The 20705-nt window shown below is 56.5% G+C and carries 12 protein-coding genes; 11 read left to right on the forward strand and 1 reads right to left on the reverse strand.

The features are described 5' to 3' along the window. Window positions 1-148: 148 nt before the first annotated feature. The 11 genes from ACUVTU_RS08270 to ACUVTU_RS08320 all read left to right on the forward strand — a co-directional run bounded on the left by ACUVTU_RS08270 (window position 149) and on the right by ACUVTU_RS08320 (window position 20191). Window positions 149-1078 (forward strand): DUF4007 family protein, encoded by a 930-nt coding sequence (locus tag ACUVTU_RS08270; RefSeq protein WP_445889491.1) that lies wholly within the window; start codon window positions 149-151, stop codon window positions 1076-1078. After that, complete coding sequence (locus tag ACUVTU_RS08275) at window positions 1079-4426, forward strand: hypothetical protein (RefSeq protein ID WP_445889492.1); 3348 nt, start codon at window positions 1079-1081, stop codon at window positions 4424-4426. After that, on the forward strand, window positions 4419-5264 hold the full coding sequence (locus ACUVTU_RS08280; protein ID WP_445889504.1) for a phosphoadenosine phosphosulfate reductase domain-containing protein: 846 nt from the start codon (window positions 4419-4421) through the stop codon (window positions 5262-5264). The genes ACUVTU_RS08275 and ACUVTU_RS08280 overlap by 8 nt, the downstream gene beginning before the upstream one ends. Window positions 5265-5992: 728 nt before the next feature. Beyond that, entirely contained in the window at window positions 5993-7756 is a 1764-nt protein-coding gene (locus ACUVTU_RS08285; protein ID WP_445889493.1) for a hypothetical protein, read from the forward strand. After that, entirely contained in the window at window positions 7749-9473 is a 1725-nt protein-coding gene (locus ACUVTU_RS08290) for a hypothetical protein (RefSeq protein WP_445889494.1), read from the forward strand. Before ACUVTU_RS08285 ends, ACUVTU_RS08290 begins: the two co-directional genes overlap by 8 nt. A gap of 16 nt (window positions 9474-9489) precedes the next feature. Continuing rightward, the gene (locus ACUVTU_RS08295; RefSeq protein ID WP_445889495.1) at window positions 9490-14922 is read left to right on the forward strand and encodes an ATP-binding protein; all 5433 of its coding nucleotides are present in this window, start codon (window positions 9490-9492) and stop codon (window positions 14920-14922) included. A gap of 1 nt (window position 14923) precedes the next feature. Next, the gene (locus ACUVTU_RS08300) at window positions 14924-15628 is read left to right on the forward strand and encodes a hypothetical protein (protein ID WP_445889496.1); all 705 of its coding nucleotides are present in this window, start codon (window positions 14924-14926) and stop codon (window positions 15626-15628) included. Window positions 15629-15817: 189 nt separating this feature from the next. Next, window positions 15818-16480 carry a helix-turn-helix transcriptional regulator gene (locus ACUVTU_RS08305; RefSeq protein WP_445889497.1) on the forward strand — a complete coding sequence of 221 codons (663 nt, stop codon included), beginning with the start codon at window positions 15818-15820 and terminating at the stop codon, window positions 16478-16480. Between the two features lie 126 nt (window positions 16481-16606). Next, on the forward strand, window positions 16607-17995 hold the full coding sequence (locus ACUVTU_RS08310) for a tryptophanase (protein WP_445889498.1): 1389 nt from the start codon (window positions 16607-16609) through the stop codon (window positions 17993-17995). A 133-nt stretch (window positions 17996-18128) separates the two neighbouring features. Continuing rightward, window positions 18129-19439, forward strand: coding sequence for a sodium-dependent transporter (locus ACUVTU_RS08315; protein ID WP_445889499.1), 1311 nt, complete (start codon window positions 18129-18131; stop codon window positions 19437-19439). A 359-nt stretch (window positions 19440-19798) separates the two neighbouring features. Continuing rightward, the gene (locus ACUVTU_RS08320; RefSeq protein WP_445889500.1) at window positions 19799-20191 is read left to right on the forward strand and encodes a RidA family protein; all 393 of its coding nucleotides are present in this window, start codon (window positions 19799-19801) and stop codon (window positions 20189-20191) included. Between the two features lie 207 nt (window positions 20192-20398). Here the strand turns inward: ACUVTU_RS08320 and ACUVTU_RS08325 are convergent. Further along, window positions 20399-20705 (reverse strand): transposase (locus ACUVTU_RS08325; protein ID WP_445889501.1); only part of this gene is annotated, 307 nt, incomplete at its 5' end.

Here is a 20705-nt window from a genome sequence, read left to right on the forward strand (position 1 = left end):
CATATGCCGGACGGGGAAAAAGGGTGCCGGTTGTACCGGACAGAACCAGAGAAATAAAGTTTAGTCATTTACTGCAGGAAAAAGAAGGAAAGAATGTTCGGATGTAGAAATAAGCACCAGTATATAATGATGCAAGGAGCCTGTCAAAATGCATGCAGCGGTTTTATCCCCCGATGAATACTTAAACCAGGGCAACATGGGCCGGCACGAAACCTTTACCCCGCGTTACGGCTGGCTGGTCAAGGGCTGCCGGGCCGTGCAGGAGGACCCGCACATCTTCCGGGCCCCCGACGCCATTGAGCGCCTGGGGGTGGGCAAAAACATGGTTGCCGCCATACGCTTCTGGTGCCTGTGCTGTAAACTGGTTCAGCCGGGCAGCGGCGTCGCCTGCCAGCTCACCGAGCTGGCGCAAAAGCTATTCACCGGTCCCGCCGCCTACGACCCCTACCTGGAGGACGAGGGTACCCTCTGGCTGCTGCACTGGCAGATCTTCCTGCCCCGGCTGGAAGCCGTGAGCTGGCCCCTGGCCTTTAACAAATGTCAGTTAACCGGTTTTGATACAAAGCAACTGGCCCGGATGCTGTATCAGGCCGGACAAAAATATGAACGCTGGCAGTCAATATCCCCCACCACCTGGGAGCGCGACGCTTCCTGCCTGCTGCGCATGTACGCCGATGACCGGGCGGCCGGAGATATCGACTGCCCCTTCACCCGGCTGGGCCTTTTGCAGCGGGTGCCGGGAAGCAACCAGTTTGCCTTTCACACCGGGGAAAAACCCGGCCTGCCCCCGCTCATCTTTGCCGCGGCCTGCTTTTCCTACATGCAGCACTACAGCGGGCCGGGCGTGCGCACGATCACCCTGCAAAAACTGAGCTATGACTTCAACTCCCCCGGTGTGGTCTTTAAAATACCCGAGAGTGCGGCCGGCAGTCTGCTGGAACAGGCTGCAGAGATGATGCCCCTGTTCTCCCTGGAACATGTGGCCGGAAATGTCCAGCTGCACCTGCGGGAAAAGAATCTCACACCGGCACACCTCTACTGGTTGGCTTTAGAAGAATATTACAAGGAGTCCATCTGAATGTCGCAGAATGTAGATTTGCTCAGCCAATACATCCATCCCGGAGGGGCGGCAACCCGTTCCGTGCACATAGAGCGGGACAGAGATGCTTTCACTTTGCTGCAAAACTACCAGCTGGGTCCGGCCGGCTTACAGGTGATCGGCCGCCTGGCCACTGCTCTGCAGGGAGAAAAAATAAGCGCCTGGTCGCTCACCGGTCCCTACGGCATGGGCAAATCTGCCCTGCTGAGCTTTTTGCTGGCTCTCTGTGGCCCTGCGGCCAGCAAATCAAGCCGCCTGGCCTGGCAGCGGCTGCGGGCGGTGTGTCCGGCCCTGGCGGAGCAGTTGCAACTGGGTCTAGAAAACGCTGCCAGACGGAGCGGCCTTTACACCATAGCTGTTACCGCTGGCTATGAACCTTTGAGCGCTACTCTGCAACGGGGTTGGCAGCAGGCGCATACTGACCGACAAACTACCGCCGCACCGGCCGCATTGCTGGAAAACTACCGGCAGTTGCCAAAGCGGGCCGGTCGCCCCCTGCTGCTGGTGATCGACGAATTTGGTAAAAACCTGGAATACCTTTCCTATCACCCGGATCGGGGCGACCTTTTTATTCTGCAACAACTGGCCGAAAGCCCCGGGATATATGTAATAGTTTGCCTGCACCAGACTTTTGAAGAATACGCTGCCGCCCTTTCCACCGCCCAGCGGCGGGAGTGGGCCAAAATTCAGGGCCGCTTTGAGGACATTTCCTTTGTGGAAAACAATGATCATTTACTCCTGCTCATGCGCCGCGCCCTGCAGAAAAACCTGCCGCCACTGCTGGCAGGTAGAGTGCGGCAGTGGGCCCGCCGGGCGGCCGAACAGGCCCGTCGTTTTGCTTCTCACCTGCCCGCTTTGCCAGACGAGGATATTTTATACCAGCTTTATCCTCTGCAGCCCCTGACAGCACTGGCCCTGGCCGAGCTGTGCCGCCGTCTGGCCCAGTACAGCCGCACCCTTTTTTCCTTTTTGGGCAGCGGACACCAGCTGGCCCTGCCCGCCCTATTGAGCCGCCTGATCCTGCCCGCCGCTGGGCCGCTACCCGCCCTGGGGCTGGATGCGCTCTACGACTATTTTATCGGCAGCACCTCCCTGCCCTATCTGGACCGGCCAGAAACCCGGCGCTGGCTGGAAATTCAAGATATGATCGCCAGTGCTGGCGACCTGCCTCCCCTGGAGCAAACCCTGCTGAAAACCATTGGCCTGCTCAATTTGTTGGGCGGGGGCGCGGTTTGTCCGGCCAGTCCGGAGGCCATTATATCCCTGGTGGAACTATCCGGTCAGGCTGAGGCAGGTCAAACAATGGCCGCACTGCAAAAGTTGACCGCTGAGGGCAAGCTGCTTTATCGCCGCTATGCCGGGGAATATCGGCTCTGGGAAGGCAGCGATTTCGATATTGCCAGTGCCCTGCGCCAGCAAAAGGAGAGTCTGGCTCTGCAGCCCCTGGAGCAAATATTGAACCAGTACCTGCCCCTTCCGCCCCTGGTGGCTGCCCGCCATGCTCTGGAAAAGGGCACTGTGCGCTCATTTGAGCGGCGCTGGGTGGATGCGGAGAACCTAAATGAAGAGCTGCTCCCGGCCAGAGGATACGACGGTCTGTTGCTGTACTGCTACGGCCTGGCCGTAGATCCACCCGCGGTGCCCGCCCGCTGCCGGGATGGAAGGCCCCTGCTGGTGGCCTATGCCCCGGTGAAAAATGCTTTGAAGGAAAAGGCATTGGAGATCAGCGCCCTGCAGGCACTGCTGGCGGAACGGGAAGAGCTGGCCCATGATGCGGTGGCCCGGCGGGAAGTAAAATATCGCCTGCAGGTTGCGGAAGCCGCTTTTCGCACTCTGGTTACCAGGGCTTACGCTCCGGGTTCGCCCCATGTACAGTGGCTGAGCGACGGTCAGCCGGTGACCCTGCACAGCAGCCGGGAACTGGGCCGGGAGCTTTCCCGCCTTTGCGATGAGGTTTACAAAAGTTGTCCGCACATTAAAAACGAGATGATCAATTACGACAAGCTGTCCAGCGCCGTGGCCAGGGCCCGCCGCGAACTGCTGGAAGCCATGGCCGAAAATGCCGAACAGGAAAACCTGGGCCTAAAGGGCTTTGGCCCCGAGGTGGCCCTGTACCGCTCGCTGCTACTTTGCACTGGCCTGCATATTCGGCGGCCCTCCCGGGAGCAATGGGAGCTGGTTTTGCCCGGTACAGACTCCAGCCTGTACCCCCTGTGGCAGGAACTGGACTGCCTGCTGGCTGCTGCGCCGGAGGGAATCAAGGCCGCGGCCGTGCTGGAGCAGCTGCAAGAGCCGCCCTTCGGCCTGCGCCAGGGACCGGCTGCGGTTTTACTCGGACACTATTTACTGGTAAAGGCCGATGAGATTGCAGTTTTTCAGGAGAAAATCTACCAGCCCTATCTCAGCGGGGCGACCTTCTCTTTGCTCAGCAAAAGGCCCGATTTGTTCCTGCTGAAAAAAATTGCGGTGAGCGATCTGCAGCGCAGCGTTTTTGCCGCCTACCGGAATATACTGCAAAAGGCCAGCATTGCCGGTGCCCGGGGATTGCGCAATCAGTCCCTGCTCACCGTGGTGACGCCGCTGGTGCAATTCGCCCGGGGGCTTTCGGCCTTTGCCCGCCAGACCCGGCAGGTTTCCCCCGCAGCCCGGCGGGTGCTGCTGGCCCTGCAAAATGCCACCGACCCGCTGGATTTGCTCTTTCAGGAATTGCCCGCCGCGCTGCACATGGACCTGACAGACGGCAGCGCAAAAACAGCAGCCGAGCTGCAGCAGCGACTGCTGGCCACCCTGCAGGAACTGGCCCGGGCTGATGAAATATTGCAACAAAAAGTGCAGGATCTGCTCTTGCAAACCTGGCCGGCAAAAAATTTGCAGCAGCTTTATGATATAATGAAGGAAAAAGCTGCCGGTCTGGTGGATTTTTGCCGCGATCCGGAACTAAAACCTTTGCTGGTGGCCATGCTCCGGACGGCGGAAACTCCGGAAATATGGGCCCGGGGTATTGCCGGCGCTGTGCTGAAAAAGCCTCTGGACAGCTGGCAGGATAGTGATTTGCTGCTCTTTGCCGAACTGCTGCCCAACCTGGCGGCACGGCTGGAGGAACTGGAACTGCTGCGGGCCGGAGCCCGGGCCGGTAGTTCCCAACAGGTATTGCTCACCTTAAGTACTCCTACCGGTAAGCGGCACCGGTTGGTTTCCGCCGGCGAAACGATGGATGGCGATGTCCGGCACCGGGTGGCCGAAATAATGGCTCTGCCGCCGAAAAAGGCCCGGGCCGTGCTGCTGGCTCTGGCTGAGCAGATCATGCAAACAGAAAGTGGTGATTGAGTTGTCGAAAAAACCTCCCCGCACCCGCCATATCCTGGCCCTTTCCGGGGGCAAAGACAGCGCGGCCCTGGCCGTGTATATGCGGGAAAAATATCCCCATCTGCCCCTGGAGTATGTTTTTACCGACAGCGGTTGTGAACTGCCCGAGACCTACGAGTATCTGGACCGCATCCGGGCGGTGCTGAATATTGAGATTACTGTGATCAGGCCGGAGAAAAGCTGGGAAAACTACTGGTCGCTGGTTAAGGTAAAAAAGACACCGGCTGGTGTTTTCCCTTATCTGCCTTCTCCCAAACAGCGCTGGTGTACTGAGGTTTTGAAATTAATTCCTTATGAAAAGTGGATAGAGAGTAGTTATCCTGGTTGTACTATTGTTAGTTACGTAGGATTACGTGCAGATGAAAAAAGAGAAAGAAAAGGCTTAATTTCGGGCAATAAGAATATTATTACTCATTTCCCTTTTATAGAGGATGGCTTAACGTATGAAGATATAAGTTGCTTACTAGAAAAATCAGGGCTTGGCTTCCCTGCTTACTATAAATGGAGAAAGCGTTCCGGCTGCTACTTTTGTTTTTACCAAACCAAGCGGGAATGGCTGGGGCTTTATGAACATCATCCCGAGCTTTTTTTTAAAGCTATGAGTTATGAAACATTAATACCTGAAGCCGGGGTACGTTTTACATGGTGTGATGATATGAGTTTGAATGAACTGTTGAAAAGAAGGGACGAGATAATGAATCAACATCTTGCCGGTGATATGGAATTAAGGCCAGTAGAAAGGCTATCCTGTATTTTAGATGGTGTTTTGGTGGAAAGAGGGGCATTACAATGGGTATAGATGATTTTTTGACAGAAATGGCCATGCAGTTAAAAAGGGGTAGTTTTAAGCCGCACAAGCTGATATTTATATTAGCCGTGCTGGACCTACTTAAGGAAAACCCGGTCAATAAAATTTACTATGATGAAAGATTAAGACAAAGATTTACTTTTTATTTCCAAATGTTCGCTGATGAAGGCGATCGAAATAGGCCATACAATCCTTTTTTTCACTTGCAAAATAATAGATTCTGGAAGATAGTTCCAATAAAAGGACGAGAAGGCCATTTTGCAGCAATGAAGAAAATTGGAGGGCCTGGTGAGCTGATCCAGAATGTTTCCTACGCATACTTAGATGAACCAGTATTATGGGAATTTTTGGACCATGACAAGGCGGAAATAATTAGAAGCAAAGTAATTAGTATCTTGATGAAATATAAGGAGAAATGCTTAGCTAACAAAAAAATTGATGTGCCATTAAGTAGCAATCAGGATGATATTACCTCTAACAATACTTACAAATCGACTCCGCTTTTTGACACCCCACTTATGACAGAATTCTCTCACATAATAACATCGCCTTTCCATCAGGCTGCACAATCACTCCATTCACAAAACAATATCCCTCATGATCTTGACATCCTATCACTTCCAGCAAACGAACAAAGCTTTTACAGCCAGTGGGAAACCAGCACTTCCGGCCTACCCGGTCAGCCCGCAGCCCTTGTGGCGGAAAGGGACGGTGAATTTATGCTCAATGAATTTGTGGATTATTTGCATACCCTGAGCAATACTACGGCAGCCAATGAAAATGCCCTGGCAGAAAGCCAGCTGAACAGCCGCTTTTTTTCCCGGGTACGGGTAGTGCATCCTCTGGAAGGTTTTATAGCTGAACAATTAATGAATGGCTGTGGCCGGGTGGTGCTAACCGGTCATGCCGGCGATGGTAAAACCACTCTGGCCTTTGCCGTGCTGCAAAAGCTGGGCCTGATGGTGCGGCAATTGAAGTGGCGGCAGGAGTTTCCCGCACAGCGCCTGGTGGTAATCAAGGATATGAGTGAACTGCCGGTGGAACAGCGGGGGCAGGTGATGCAAGAACTCTGGCAGGATGAGGAGCGGCGCTATCTGGTGGTATCCAATACCGGTACACTGCTGGAGGCGGTAGGCTGGCTGGAAAAAAATCTGCCGCAATATGGTTTAAAGGAGGATTTGTTGAAAGCCCTGCAGGCTGATGGGCCGTATAAGCTGGCCAATCGCATAATGATCATCAATGCCGGGAGTATCATCAATATTGATCCGGCCCTGGAAGTATTAAAACGCCTGCTGGAGCCGCAAAACTGGTCTGATTGCCGGCAGTGCATCCATGGTCAGCACTGCCCTATTTTCTACAATGTACGGCTTTTGCAGCAGGGCTGGGACACGGTGAGGCAGCGCCTCGGGCTGCTTTACCGCCATCTGTATGAATACGGCTGTCGGTTGACCATGCGCCAGATGGTGGCCCACCTGGCCTATGCCTTAACCGGCGGCATCAATTGCCGGCAGGTGGCGGAAATGGCGCTGAATGCGCACCGGGCAGCTTTGCGGGGGAGGCTTTTTTTCAACCGCTTTTTTGGGGACGACGGCCAAAAGGAGGATGGTGCGGCCGGCCAGCTGTACGCGTTGCGCCGGCTGAGGCAGGCCGGTTACGGACAGATTCTGCAGCCGGCCCTGGAACAGCGCCTCTGGCTTACCGAAGACCGGAGCTGGACCGATTATCCCCTGGCGGATGAACTGGGCCGGGAGGTTGTAGATACCTGTACAAAAAGCTACAACAGCCGGGAAAAAGCCGCCCTGCGGCGGCAGATGCGCCGCCTGCTGTATTTCTGGGGCACCCGCTGGGCGGAAGCAGGTGGCGAAGGGGAGCGGGCGGCGGAGGATTTTATCGCTAAATTTCTGGATTCGCCGGCCTTGTTTGATTATCTGCAGATGATGTCCGAAAAATCCGATCATTACCGGAAGAAAATCCGGGAATATAAGAGAAAAGTGGGGCATGTGCTCCAGGAGTATTTCGCCGGTTCCTGCCTGGCGGAAAATGAAAAGCGGGAAGATATATACATTCCTTTGAGCCGGCCGGACCGGCCAGTGCCGGTGCTCTTTTTGCTGGCCCGCTATTTCCTGGGTGATTTTGACCTGGAACTGCGGCAAACCTTTGCGGTGGGAAAATATAAGCGACGGGCTCTTTTTCTTTTTCTTAAAGATAAGCCGGAATTGTGCCTGGAGCTCAGTTTACCCTTTATGGATTATGTGGCCCGCCGGCACCGCGGCGAGCTGACGGCCGATTTAAGTGCTTTTTATGCCAACCGCCTGCAGCGCTTCAAGGCCCAGTTGATCAAGCATTATCCTCATTTGCAGCGCTGGGAGCTGTTTAGCGATGATGGCCGGAAAGGCAGTCTGATCTACCTGCAGGCCGGGCGGAGCAGGCGGATAAACCTGGAATTTTATGCCGGTGAACTGGAGGTGTCTTTCTATGAATGAGCTGCCGCCCCTTTTTCCCCGGCAGCTGCCTCTCAAACGTATGGGTCGGAGGGAGTGGAAAGAGAACAAAAACCCGGCCATGCGCCTTTTGGGCAAACGGTTTTTTGTGGATCAGCGGGCCATGGAGCTGCTGGTCGAGTTTTTGGGTGTGCTGCTGACTCGGGAAAAGTGGATTGGTCACAGTGGGAGGCGGACAGGTACAGTGGACTGGGCCAAAGAGAGCGTCCTGCCTCCTCTGTCCCTTTTGCGCAGCTGGCCGGAAAACCAGGCGCTTTGCTACCGCCTGCCGGTACATCTAAATGTGAAGCTGCTGGCTTTTTTCCGGCGCACCCCGCCGGACAAGCAGCATGCAGTGCATGAACAGCAGTATATCCGGCTGCGGCAGGAACTGAAGGAAAGGCTGGGCTCCCGGGACCGTGTGGGAACGGCCCGGGCGGATGTGCTGGAGCAGTTGCTGGCCGGGCTGCAGGGATCGGGTGCCGGGCGCCTCTGGTCGGCCCGTACCTTTTATCCCCTGGCGCCGGCTTTGCTGATGCAAGAGACCATTTTTAATATTACAAAAACCAAATCCAAAGAAAAAAAGGATGGGGAATTGAGCTGGGAAGATACCATTGAAAAACTAAATGAATATTACAGTGTTTCCAAACACCGTTTCCTGGCCCGGGGTGGAGAGGTGCTTTATCTGCAGCTGTGTAATCTTTTTCGCACTTCCCCGGAGGAGTTTGGTGCCTGGCTGGGCCGCTGGCAGGATGTGCTGGAGGTGCGGCCCGAGGAGGCTGATCTAGAGCAGTTGCACTCCGGCCTGAACCGCTACCTGCCGGAACTGGCCGGGGGCGCGCTGGGCCGGCTGCTGCAGCATCTGGTGGATTATATCGAGAACCTGGACCCCGAAACCAGGCAGAAAGTGGCGGAAAAGGTGGGTACACTGGAATGTGAGTACTGCGCGGCCGACACCTGGCCGGAAACCTACCTGTTTGCAGTGGAACTGTACCGTTTGCTGCAGGCCGATCTGGATCCGGTGCAGCGTCTGGATATGCTCATGCTACTCTGCGCGCTGCAGGTGCTGCGGACCATCTGTGCCCAGAGCGCCCGTTACGGGGGCAGGGGAGAAAGGCCCGCTCCGCAAAATCCGCTGGGTTACACCTGGCTGTTTACGCCCGGCCGGGCTTCTCCCGCCCTGCGCCTGGCGGCGGCCGGTCACCTGGAAGTGCTGCAGACCATGATCTATACTGCACTGCGCCATCCGGCACTGGAAAACTATGTTCAAAGAGCGGTAATGGAACTGAAGGGCGGCGCCGGTGCGGAGACCTTAAAAAAAGAAGCGGGCAAACTGTGGAAGGAAGCCGATGATAAATACGGTTACAAGCTGCTGCTTTCCCTGGGCAAGCAGGTGGGCATCATTGCTCCCCGCACCGGTCGGGGAGCCCGCTTTGTGCTGGAAGAAAGGCTGCTGAGACTGCTGGTGCTTACGATATTGCCCCCCGGGTACAGCTGCACCTATCCCGAGTTTTTGCAGCGGGTTTATGCTCATTACGGCATCGCTCTGGAGGGAGTGCAGTTGCAGGAGGCCCTGCGCTTTGCGGGCCGGTTTGCCGGTACCGATTTTATCCTGCCGGAGAGAGAATGGCCCGTAACCATGCTGCGGGCGGCCGGTTTTCTGGTGGAACTGTCCGATGCTTTTTCGCTGGTGAAAAACACCTTTGGTTCAACTAGCTGATAAAGGAGCGTTCGGCATGTATTTTCTGTTGAACACGGTTTTGGACTGGCTGCAAAGACAGCTGGATGCATTGACCGGGGAACAGCAAAAGCTGGTTGTCGTGCTGCCCTCCTGGGACAGCGGTTTGCTGCTGGCTCTGGGCCAGCGGTTGCGCGAGCTGGTGGCCGGCTGGCCCCTTCCCATACAACTCCGGTACAGTGTGGCCTATCGGCTGGGCCAGGAATGGCGGCAAAAGGGTTCTTTGGCCCAGCAGCAGGATCTGGCGGAGATCCGGCGGCAGGGCTGGTACAATGAGGAGGACAACCTGACCGGGCAGCGCAACCAGCTGCCCGAGGGGCGCCCACTGTTAATTGTGCTGGCTGGTTCGGAACATATTCCCGACCGGCACAGCCTGCAGGATTTCTATCATTTGGATCAGGCGGCGCTCTGGCGGGAAGCGCTGGCCGGCAGTACCCGGGCCTGGGTGGCGGGAAAATTTGCCCGGGCTTTGGGCCAGGAGACAGCCGACGGTGTAGAACTGGCCAGCGCCGTGCTGGATTACCTCTACGAGCGCGGGCTGGCCGATTTACCGGCCATCAGTGTTTTTCTGGAAAACCTGGACCTGCAGCCGGCAGACAGCGGACAGACCGCCTGCCGGCTGCTGCTGGGCAGTTTGCCCGCTCTGGGTCAGCCGGCGCTATCCGGACTGGTGCTAAAAAAGATTTCCCGTGCAGCCAAAGGTGGCCCGCAGGCCTTCTGGCGCGGGAAATGTGCGGAATATCTGCAGCAGGCCCAGCAGTTTTTCAGCTACCGGTCCTTCCTGTCCCCTGCCGACCGGGAGAAGTATTTAGCAATTATTCAGAAGCTGCTTGCTCATGATGCCGCGCTGGAGCGGCTGGAAAGCCAGGAATGGCGGCTGGGCGTTTACCGGACGGCGGCAGAACTGCTGCGGGCGGTAGAGCAATATATAACCCGGCCTGTGCCGGCCCTGGCCGGTGCACTGCGCCGGGTCGACTTTGTGTTGATCAGCGATGAGATCTTGAATTATAAGCCCAAAAAGACCGATATGGAAGCGCCGGATCCGGATCCGCCCCCCTCCCGGGGGCCGGTCCGCCTGGAGGGACTGCTGCCCGAAGTGTTTTTGCGGGCCATCTGGCTGACCGCCTGTGAGATGAAGAAAGAATGGAAAGGGGTGTGGCTGGAGGATATTGTCCAGATCAGACTGCAGAGCGAGGTTTTTAAGCATGATTTCGTACCGCTGCAGGACGAGGAGGCGGAAGGGGCCGATGAGCGGGCCAAAGAATTTTTACAGCACCTGCTGGGCGGTATAGATGGCTGGCTGGCCTACGGCCTGCAGCTGGGCACGCGTGACCAGGAACTGGGAGTGGAAATAAATCTGTGCCCGGCCGGCCGGGCGGCGGAAGAGCTAACCTATGTATACAGCGGGGCGTCCATTCCCCGCCTGGAGTTTTATTGTGCTTTTGTTCACCGGGATGGCGAAACGCTGCAGCGGAAATTTTACTGGCCTGTGCCGGACCATCATCCCTGCCGCTTGCTGGAGGCTTTGTTAAAGTGGGTATACGAGTACTACCAGGAGAGAGCCGGCGGGCTGCCCCTGTTTTATTTGTCCGGAGTGAACAGCCTGGTGGGAGTGCGCCAGGATGAGGAGGCCTGCCGGTTGCTGCTGCGCTTTTTGCAGGGCGATCCGGAGCAAAAGCGCATAGTGGATCTGCTGGAGTTTACCGTGCAGCCGGGGGGTGAACAGCCCGGAGAGGCTCTGAAAAAGCTAGCTTTTTATTACCAGCATTTTATTAATGCTATTTATGATCGGGGGCTGTTTTCTGCCCTGGACGTGCGCAGGCATAGTGAGATGGAATACAACAACATGGCCCGGGCCTATCTGCAGGCGCTGGAAGAGTGTTTGCAAAGTTCTGGTACAGCAGGCAAAGAGGCGATGTTGTTACTGTACAAGGCCTTTTTAGTGGTGGACAGTTCTCTGGGCGGTAAACCCGGGTCGGTGTGGAAAAAGGATCTGCCGGCGGCGCTGGTTACACCGCTGCATCCGGTGATGCTAGAGATGCTGCACTATCAGTTCAGCTACCTGCTGGAATGTTTGGTTTATCTGCTGGAAAAGGGACTGAGCGGCAGCCGGGAAGTGGCTTTTAATGCCGCCAGCTGGCAGCGGCTGGTGGAACTGGCGGCGGTACGGCGGCCTCTGGGAGTGGTGATCCGCGGACAGAATCTGGAGTGCCAGGGGCGCGATTTCGCCTATCTGCAGGTGCTGGGTCAGGCCGGTGCGGGTGCTGGGGAAACCGCCAGCCTGGATTTTGCCGAAGAAGAAATGGACGAAGAAGATGAAGATGTCCATCCGGAATATTTGCAGCGGGGTCGGCTGGCCGAACTGGTCAAAGGCATTTTGCTGGACTACCAGGAAATGCACCCCTATGCCGCCGATGGACTGACTCTGGCGGTTTATGCCGGACGTTCCCTGCCCCAGATTCTGGCCGGTGTGGATGAATTTTTGCGGATCATGGTGCAGGAGCGGGAAGAGGAGGCGGCAGACCACTATGCTTTGCAGTTGATGGTGTATACCAGAGCCCACAGTGAGTGGACGGTGCGGCGCTGGCTCAGGGCCTGGCAGCAGAGCTGGCAGCAGGGCGATGTCGGAGGAGAAGGTGCGCACTGGAGCCACTGCCGTTTGACCGTGCAGTACCGCATGGCAGAAGATAAAGAGTTTAAAGACCTGGAGGGCATGTTCAGAGATAACCGCTGCGATCTAATCTTTTTAAGTGAATTTTTTATGGACAGTTCCAGCGAGTTTTACCCGCTGGAGCAGGATTTTTCCCGTTTGACAGAAAATTACCGCTATTTTCCGGTGCTGGAAAAGGTGTGCTGCCGCAACCGGGGTGCGGGAGGTGAATACAAGCGGCAGCGGGTGTTGACCAACCACCGCTTTCGCCGGGCTACCGCCCATGCCCGGCTGGTGCACCGGCTGCATAGTCCGGTTAGTCCGCCCGGGCAGGTTTTGCTTTTGGAAACGCGCGGTGTGGGAGATTTTCAAAAGGTGTTGTGTGCCGCGCACGCCAGCGGGGTGTGGGTGGTGTGTATAGATCCGGCTATGGACGAATATGTGCTTACTTTTCTGGAGGTTGATGGCAAAGGGAGCCCGGATGTCATCGGCTTTGGTACCGGCGTGGGCTCCCACGGTGAGGCCAATTTCACCATTTCCACCAGCCTCTTTAAATTGTCCGGTGTGCAGGACAGGATTGCCCGCTGGGTACGCAAGCTGTTTCCCGGCCAGTTAACCGAAAGCCAGGCCGGGGAAATAGCCCGGGCTTTTTGCCGGCGCGATCCGGATCAGCGACCGTATTTAAGCGGCCTGTCGCTGATCAAGTCCACCGGACCGGAAAGGTTTTTCCACGAATTTGTGGCCGGAAGCATGGTCCGCCTGATGCTCCAGCAGCAGGCGGCGGAAGATAGTTTTTGTGATGTACTGGTTTCCCTGGATGCTTTTCCCCACTGGTTCAAGCGGGATGAGCAGCGCCCCGATTTTCTGCACCTGAAAGCTGCTCTGGTCGGCGGCCGGGTGCGGGTGCAGGCCCGGCTGCTGGAGTGCAAACTGGGCAGGGAAAATGAGGAGCATGTGCAAAAAGCCGGGCAGCAGCTGGAGGCTGGCCTTTGTCGGCTGGCCGAGCGGTTTATGCCCTGCCCGCCGGGGGCTATAGCGGGTGTGCAGGACAGGCCGGACCAGCGTTACTGGTGGCTGCAGCTGCACCGGCTGATTGCCAGCCACGGTGTGAGCGGCGAGCAGTACGACAGGGTGCTGGCAGCTCTGGAACTGCTCAGCGAGGGGTATTTTGATCTGGAGTGGCAGGCGGCGGCCTTTGTTTTCTGGAATGACCGGCCGGGCGAGGAAATACAGCGCCAGGTGTTCCGGGAAGTGGAAATGCCGGGTCAGCAAAAGCTGGCCGTACCAGTTTTCCAGTACGGAAAGGATTTTATTAAGCGCCTTTGTTTGAACGGTGTTGAGTCGGTGGAGCTGGAGCAATGGCCGGTTTGTCGCTATGTTGGCCGCGAGCTGCCGGCTACAGTGGGAGCGGCTGCTGAAACACCGGCCGATCCCCCTGTTCTGGAAGATGACGGGGAAAGCGCTGTGCCGGTTTCGGGAGAGCAAGTGCCCGAAACAATATCTCCGGTGCCTTGTGGGGCTGACGAAACAGGGCCGCGGCGGTGTCTGCCGGATTTGGCTGCCCAAACACAAGTGGCGGCAGCGGCGGAAGCATTAATCGAGGGTGATGCTGTGGTTCGGTCGGTTGAGGAATGTCAACCTGTGCCGCAGCGCATCTTGCTGGGGTATGCTGCGGGTGAGCGCCCGGTGTACTGGGAGTTCGGCCACCCGGATTTGCCCAACCGGCACCTGTTGATTTTCGGCGCTTCGGGTACGGGCAAGACTTATGCCATCCAGTGTTTGCTGGCCGAGCTGGGCCGGCACGGCGCCAACAGCTTGATTGTGGATTACACCAGCGGCTTTACCAGCGGGCAGCTAAGCCCGCTGTTTGTCCAGCATTTGGCGCCCCGCCAGCATGTGGTGCGCCAGCAGCCGCTGGGGATCAACCCATTCCGGCGGCAGAGGTACGTGGAGGAAGGTATTGAACTGCTTGATAATCCGGCCCAGGTGGCCGGGCGGCTGGCGGGCCTGCTGGGCAAGGTTTACCATCTGGGGGAACAACAGTATGCAACGCTGTACAATGTCATCCAGGAAGGGGTCCAGCAGGCCGGAGACGGCTTTACCCTGCCCGGCCTGCTGGAAAAGCTGCGGGAGTACAGTGAAGCCGGGGGACATAATGCCAGCCAGGCTCTTTCGGTTTTTAATAAGATCCGCCCCTTTGTGGATATGAACCCGCTGGGTCCGGGGCGCAGCGGCTGGGAAGAATTGTTCACCGACCGGCAAAACCGCTGTCATGTGATCCAGTTGATCGGCTTTGAAGCCCAGATGGCCCAGTTGATCACCGAATTTGTGCTGCTGGATCTGTACTGGTATTACCGTTCCTGCGGCAGTGAAGCCCGGCCCCGCCCGGTGGTGCTGGATGAGGTGCAGAACCTGGACCACAGCGAGGGCGGGTCGCTTTCCAATATGCTGCGGGAGGGGCGCAAGTTTGGCCTTTCCCTGCTTTTAGCTACCCAGACGCTGAGTAATTTGAAGCAGGAGGAACGCGACCGCCTCTTCCAGGCCGCCCACAAGCTGTTCTTCCGCCCGGCCGATACCGAGCTGCGTTCTTTTGCCGGCATTATTGCCCAGGCTACCGGCGGGCAGGTGGAAGACTGGGTGCAGCGGCTGGCCAGCCTGGGCCGGGGTGAGTGCTATTCGCTGGGCTACGCCCGACGAGAAGGCGATGATAAGCTGAGGGCCAATTACTGGGTCAAGATCAAAGTGACCTCGCTGAAAAAGCGCCTGACAGGAGAGGATTAAGGTGAGTGAGCTTTTGCCCATCAATTTTCATAAAACTTTCCTGCCCGAGCGGCGCCTGCTGGGTGCTGTTCGCCCCCTCTGGCGAAATCGGGATGATTATCAACGGGTGGTCTATAAAGGTTGCTGGCCGCTGCATCCGCTTTCCACCTGGCTGTTGCAGCGCCTGGCGGCGGGCCGGGAACTGCAGCAGCGCTCGGCGGTTACGCTGCTGGTGGAGGCCTACCGCTTTGCAGCGGAGCGGGAACAGCCGCCGACGGCGCTGCTCAGGCCGGTAGATTTGCTTACCGGGGATCTGCTGGAGGAGTTTGTGGCCAGCAAACGCCTGGGCGGCAGGAGTGCGGCGGCCCAGGCCTACCAGGAAGTGATGCACAAGTACGGGCAGCGTTTTTCGCCCGAGGAGAGCACGGTGCTCAAGGCGGTGCTGCTGGCAACCCGCCTGGGGCTGAAGATAGAGAACCGTACCGTTTATCGAGCCCTGCTGGTTCAGTGCTGCGGATTGTCCGAGGAAGATTTGGTGGCAACTCTGGAGGCGCTGGAGGGAGAATACGGGGTTTTAAGCTGGAATGCGGCTCTGTGCCAGTACGACATTGTGGCCGATGCGGTACCGCGTCAGGAATTTCTGGAACGCTTAAAACAGCGGGCCAAAGGGGTGGGGATGCAGCAGCGGGCGGAGATTTTCCGTCGTCAACTGGCCGGCTGGCTGTAAAGCATGTTGAATTTACTGCTTTCCGAGCGGCGGCGGGCAGCGCATTGGCTGGAGCGCCATTTACCGGAGGAGACGAAGGGCAGGGCTGGCGTACATATGTATTATTAAAATAATAGAATACTTATTGACTTTTTGTAAGAAGTTTTGTTATATTGATAACAAGGCAAAAATTTTTTGGGGTGGTGAGAGATGGTGGAAGGTTCCCGAAGGGAGAACATCCATCCTATTCTAAAGAGCTACCTGCCCCTGGTGGAGGGGCTGGGCCGGACTCTGGGTCGCCACGTGGAGGTGGTGCTGCACGATGTTTCCCGCACCGAGGCCAGCATCATTGCCATAGCCAACGGGCATGTCACCGGGCGGGGTGTGGGTTCGCCGGCCACCGACCTGCTGATGGAATACATTGCTGCCGATGCTGAGCGGCGGGTGGACAGCGTGCTAAATTATCTGACCACCGCCCGGGACGGCCGGAAGCTCAAGTCTTCTACTTTTCTGATCCGGGATGAAAAGGAGCAGGTAATTGGTGCCCTGTGCATTAATATGGATTTGACCCACCTGGATATGGCCAAAAAATTCCTGGAAGAGCTGGCCTGGACCGAGACCGACCAGTCGCCGGAGAGCTTTCCGGAAAATGTGGGCGATTTTCTCAGTATCATGCTCAAGAAAGGCCTGGCGCTGGTGGACAAGCCCGCCAGTTTGCTCACCAAGGATGAAAAAATCAAAGTGGTGCAGTACTTGGACAAAAACAAGGTCTTTCAGATCAAGGGTGCGGTGGACATAGTGGCCCGGGAGCTGGGCGTTTCCCGGTATACAATATACAATTATTTAGATGAAATCAACGCTGGCAATATTTAGGGCCTGCCGGCCAAAGAAGTCTATTTGCGGCAGGTCGGGCTGGCCTATGGCACCGTGCTGCAGGGTTTGCCCGGCTTTGCCGCCAGCGGCTGCGCTGGAAATTAATTATATATGGGGGTACAGAACATGGTTGACTTCAGCAAGGCGGAACCGTTCAAAATCAAAATGGTGGAGCCCATCCGGATGATCTCCCGGGAGGAGCGGCAGGCAGCTTTAGAGCGGGCCGGTTACAACCTGTTCCTCTTGAGGGCTGAGGAAGTGTACATCGACCTTTTGACCGACAGCGGCACCGGGGCCATGAGCGACTATCAGTGGGCCGGTTTGATGCTGGGGGACGAATCCTACTCGGGGAGCAAAAACTTTTACAACTTGAAAAATGCTGTGGAGGATATTTTCGGTTATAAGTACACCATTCCCACCCACCAGGGCCGGGGTGCCGAGCAGGTGCTCTTTCCCATTTTGACTAAACACCCGGGGGCCTATGCATTAAGCAACATGCATTTTGACACCACCAAGGCCCACGTGGAGCTGGCCGGCGGCCGGGCGGTAAACTTCGTGATTGAAGAAGCTTTTGATACGGGCACCTATCACCCCTTCAAGGGCAACTTTGATCTGGAGAAAATGGAGGCCTTCATTCAAAAAGAGGGCGTGGAGAACATCTCTTTCATTTTGATCACGGTCACCTGCAACAGCTGCGGCGGCCAGCCCGTGTCCATGGCCAATATCCGGGCGGTGAGCCAGCTGGGCAAAAAATATGGCCTCCGGGTGTTCATCGACGCGGCCCGCTATGCGGAAAACGCTTACTTTATCAAGCAGCGGGAAGCGGGTTATGCTGATAAATCAATCAGAGAGATAGTTAAAGAGATGTTCAGTTATGCCGACGGTTTCACCATGAGCGCCAAGAAGGACGCCATTGTGAACATCGGGGGCCTGCTTGCGATCAAGGAGGACGAGGAACTGTACAACCTGTGCTGTGCCCGCACGGTGCCCATGGAAGGTTTCATCACTTATGGCGGTCTGGCTGGCCGGGATATGGAAGCGCTGGCCCGGGGCCTGTACGAAGGTTTGGATGAGCACTACCTGCGCTACCGCATTGGCCAGGTGGAGTATCTGGGTAAACGCCTGCTGGACGGCGGTGTGCCCATTCAGTATCCAGTGGGCGGACATGCCGTGTTTGTGGATGCCAAAAAGATTTTGCCCCATATACCTTACTATCAGTTTCCGGCCCAGGCCCTGGCCAACGAGCTGTACCTGGATGCGGGCGTGCGCGGGGTGGAAATCGGTTCCTTCCTGCTGGGCCGCGACCCGGATACCAGGGAAAATCTGCAGTCGCCCATGGAGCTGCTGCGCCTGACCATTCCCCGCCGGGTTTACACCAACAACCACATGGACGTAGTGGCCGACGGCCTGATCGGCATAATGGAAAAGGCCGACCGGCTGGTGGGCCTGGAGTTTACCTATGAGCCCAAAATCCTGCGCCACTTCACCGCCCGTTTGAAACCGGTGGGCCGGTAACCGGCCGGTTGGTTGATAAACCCCTGCCGTTCAGTTTAGGGGATTGTCCGGCCCGGGCTGTCCATAATAACATTTTTTGAGTCTGGTGGTGGGGAAAGCATTTCTGACATGACAGTATCGGAGGGGGATATTTATGGCGGGACGAGAAACCTTTTCGGGTAAAATTGGTTTTATTCTGGCCTGCGTGGGGGCGGCCATGGGTTTGGGCAGCATCTGGATGTTTCCCTGGCGCCTGGGGGCTTTCGGTGGGGCGGCTTTTCTGGTGCCCTACCTGCTGTTCACTTTTGGCCTGGCGGTTACCGGTCTGATGGGCGAGTTTGGCTTTGGCCGCAGCCAGCAGAGCGGCGCCATTGGGGCTTTTGAAAAGGTTTTTCGGGAAAAGGGCCGGGGCTACGGCGCAGTCCTGGGCACCATCCCGGTGCTGGGCGTGACCGGTGTGTTTATCTTCTATCTGATTGTGTGCGGCTGGGTGCTGAAGTATTTCGCCCTGGCGGTGAGCGGCGCTTTTGGCCGGATGGACCTGCCGGCCTATTTCGGCAGCTTTGCCGGGCACGGGGAAAGTATTATCTGGCACCTGCTGGCCATGTTGATCACCCTGCTCATTGTCATGCGCGGTGTGCAGGGGGGCATTGAAAAGTCCAACAAGATCATGATGCCGGCCCTGTTCATCATTTTGCTGGTCCTCATGGTCCGCTCCCTGACTCTGCCCGGGGCGGGTAAAGGCGTGAAGTTTTTGCTGGTTCCCCAGTGGTCCCATCTGGCCGACCCCCAAACCTGGGTGATGGCTCTGGGCATGGCCTTTTTCACGGTTTGCCTGGGCGGGGCGGCTATGGTGGTGTACGGCAGTTATCTGAAAAAGGATGAGGATATTCCCTCTTCGGCCATCAATACGGCTTTCTGGACCACCATTGCCTCATTGCTGTCCGCCTTTGTGACCATTCCGGCCGCTTTCGCCTTTAATATGGATCCCCAGGCCGGGCCGCCGCTGTTGTTCATCACCGTGCCACAAATCTTCAGCACTATGCCCGGCGGGTACCTGTTCGGCATCTTATTCTTCCTCTGCGTGATTTTTGCCGCTATCTCTTCGGCGATCAACCTGATGGAGGTGCCGGTGGAAGCGGTGATGGACCGGCTGAAGCTCAGCCGGAACCAGAGTGTGCTGTTGGTGGCGCTGCTGGGCTTTCTGGCCGGCATTCCTCTGGACATAAATATAAACCTGTTCGGCCGGTTTGCCGATCTGGTTACCGTCTACCTGGTGCCGGCCGGGGCCGTGCTGGCTGCCTGCGTTTTCTTCTGGGTTTACGGTGTGGGCCGCGCCCGGGAGGAAATCAACCGGGGGGCAGCCCGTCCCCTGGGCCGCTGGTGGGAATTTCACGCCAAATACATCTTTGTGCTCACCTCGGTGGCGGTGCTGGTGCTGGGTGTAATCATGGGCGGTTTTTAATGCCGCACCGGTGTCCGGGAGGCTTAAATGAACCACTGCCTTTCCCGGTGCCTCTGAAACAAACCGGCTTTTTGCGGCGGCAGGTTGAATAAGGGGTTAAATGAGCGGTTTTTGCCGTATAATATTCACAGAGCGGCCCGGTCCGACCGCGACCGGGCCGCTCCCTGTCCGTGCCGGATGGCGTGGCCTGGGCCCGTTTGGTGGAGGTTCATTGGGAAAAGGATTTTTAGCTGATCAGGAAAATGGGAAAAGGGATAATATTATAATTGCAGCTTCGGGTATTTAAGATAATCTGTGTGCGGAGCAGTAGTTTTACAGCGCCAGGCTGTAGGATATACATTTGAACAGGAGTGATCGCTGTGGAAGAAAAAGTGCAAATCAATACCGAGAAAAGCCCGGCGGCCATTGGGCCCTATTCCCAGGCCATCCGCTGGGGCAACCTGATTTTCACCAGTGGCCAGATTCCCCTAACTGCGGCCGGTGAACTGGTCAGCCAGGATGTGCAGGAGCAGACCCACCAGAGCCTGCGCAATATCAAGCAGATCCTGGAAGCGGCCGGCAGCAGTATGGACCGGGTGGTCAAAACCACGGTGTTCATCAGCGATATGAACGATTTTCCCCTGGTAAACCAGGTGTACCAACAGTATTTTCAACCCCCCTACCCTGCCCGCAGCTGTGTGCAGGTGGCCCGCCTGCCCCGGGATGTAAAGGTGGAGATAGAGGTTATTGCTCTGGCCGGGAAGGGCCAGTAAAGCAAACCCGGAAAAATATCACCCTTCATGGTCTTGCCCCCTGTAAAATATATTCCCGCCGGTTGCCTGGCGGGCTTTTTCTTTGGGGTGAGCGGTGTTTTGTGGCAGGCACAATGACATTCTTGTGGCATTAACTGTGACAAAATTTTCCCTCCCCGGATGAAAAGCAAAGTCGTTCATGGTATGATTTAGGTTGTGTTTTCAAAGTTACCGAAGCCATAGCATAGCTGATGCCAGGTTTAAGAAAGCCAAGAAGGAACTGACTTTTTTATCGTAGCGAGTAGCCAATCTGCGGAAATGCTTAAGCTTATTAAAAAAACATTCGACCAAATGCCGTTCTATAAAAAGGTGCCAATCTGTATGGCGTTGTACTTTGCGGTGCTTTCGACTTGGGATAACGGCATTGGCTTGCACGGTATTTAAATATTCCATTATCTGGTCAGTATCGTAACCGCGATCAGTGTTGATTGTCAACAGAATTGACCCACTATGTGCAAATAAAATTGATCCACAG

The sequence above is a fragment of the Desulfurispora sp. genome (assembly GCF_052744395.1).